The organism is Anaeromyxobacter sp. SG66, from assembly GCF_022690805.1.
GTDB lineage: Bacteria > Myxococcota > Myxococcia > Myxococcales > Anaeromyxobacteraceae > Anaeromyxobacter > Anaeromyxobacter soli.
Genome location: NZ_JALCZC010000229.1, coordinates 1 through 1,360 on the forward strand (window position 1 = coordinate 1; position 1,360 = coordinate 1,360).

At 77.7% G+C, this 1,360-nt stretch carries 3 protein-coding genes and 1 pseudogene; all 4 read left to right on the top strand.

Annotated elements, in window-relative coordinates; all coding sequences use genetic code 11:
• Positions 1–166: flagellar biosynthetic protein FliO (locus tag MNZ39_RS24030; RefSeq protein ID WP_242341605.1), on the top strand; the 166-nt coding region annotated here is incomplete at its 5' end.
• The gene (locus MNZ39_RS24035) at positions 163–837 is read left to right on the top strand and encodes an EscR/YscR/HrcR family type III secretion system export apparatus protein (RefSeq protein WP_242341603.1); all 675 of its coding nucleotides are present in this window, start codon (positions 163–165) and stop codon (positions 835–837) included. The genes MNZ39_RS24030 and MNZ39_RS24035, both read left to right, overlap by 4 nt.
• Positions 838–842: 5 nt before the next feature.
• Complete coding sequence (locus MNZ39_RS24040; protein WP_242341604.1) at positions 843–1,109, top strand: flagellar biosynthetic protein FliQ; 267 nt, start codon at positions 843–845, stop codon at positions 1,107–1,109.
• Positions 1,106–1,360, top strand: a pseudogene (locus tag MNZ39_RS24045) (type III secretion protein); the annotation flags it as partial. The gene MNZ39_RS24040 and the pseudogene MNZ39_RS24045, both read left to right, overlap by 4 nt.

A 1,360-nucleotide genomic window follows, 5' to 3' on the forward strand; every position in this document is an offset into this window, starting at 1 on the left:
GGCGACGACCGCACTCGCGCTCGTCTCCCGGGCCTCGCTCGGCCGCGACGCCGGCGTCGCGCTCGTCGAGGTGGACGGCCGGCGACTCGTGGTGGGCTACGGACCTTCGGGGGTCCAGCTCCTCGCCGAATCGCGGAGGGCGTCGCCGGAAGGGAGCGCGCCGTGACGCCGCTCGCCCTCGCCGCCGGCCCCGTGGCGGACCGGCCCGCCGAGCTGCTCGTCCTGCTCGCCGCGCTCGCCGTCGTCCCCGCCGCGCTCGTCATGCTGACCTCGTTCCTCAAGATCGTCGTCGTCCTCTCGATCGCCCGCTCCGCCCTCGGCGCGCCGCAGGTCCCTCCGAACACGGCGGTCACCGGCCTCGCCCTCGTGCTGACGGCGCTCGTGATGGCGCCGGTCGGCGAGCGCGCGGTCGCCGCCATGCGCGAGGCCGCCCCCGCGGAGCGCGGGATCGCGGGCACGCTCGCGCAGGTCGAGCGCGGCGCCGAGCCGCTCCGCGGGTTTTTGGCGCGGTTCGCGCGGCCCGACGATCGCGCCGCGTTCGTGGACGTCGCCCGCCGGCTGCGCGGGCCGGGCGCCACGCCGCCGGGCGAGCAGGAGTTCGCGGTCCTCGCCCCGGCCTTCGTGGTGTCGGAGCTGCGCCGGGCGTTCACGATCGGCTTCCTCGTGTTCGTCCCGTTCCTCGTCGTCGACCTCGTCGTCTCGAACGTGCTCCTGGCGCTCGGGCTCACCCAGCTCTCCCCCACCTCCGTCGCCCTGCCCTTCAAGCTCCTCCTCTTCGTCGCCGTCGACGGCTGGAAGCTCCTCGCGCGCGCGCTCGCGCTCTCGTACGCCGGGTGATCGCCATGGACCCCGCCCTCCTGCACGTCGGCCGCGAGGCGCTCCTCCTCGTCCTCGCGGTGTCCGCGCCGCCGCTCCTCGCCGCCCTCGCCGTGGGCCTCGTCACCGGCGTCCTCCAGGCGGCGACGCAGATCCAGGAGCCCACCGTCGGCGTCGTGCCGCGGCTCGCGGCCGTGTTCCTGGCGCTCGCCGTCGCCGCGCCCTGGATCGGCGCGCGCGTCGTCCAGTTCGCCCGAAGCTGCTTCGACCTCCTGCCCCGGATCGCCTCGTGACCCCGCCCTTCCCTCCCGAGCTCGCGGCCCGCGCCCCGGGCGCGCTCCTCGCCGCCCTGCGCCTCCTCCCGGTGGCCCTGGCGTCACCCTTCCTCGGCGGCCCGCTCGTCCCGCCGGTGGTGCGCGTCGCGCTCGCCGCGGGCCTCGGCGCGGCCGTCTCCGCGGCCGGCGCGGCCCCGGCGGCGACGGACGCGCTCTCGCTCGCCGCGGGCGGGGTCCGCGAGCTCGCGCTCGGGTCCGCCCTCGCCTTC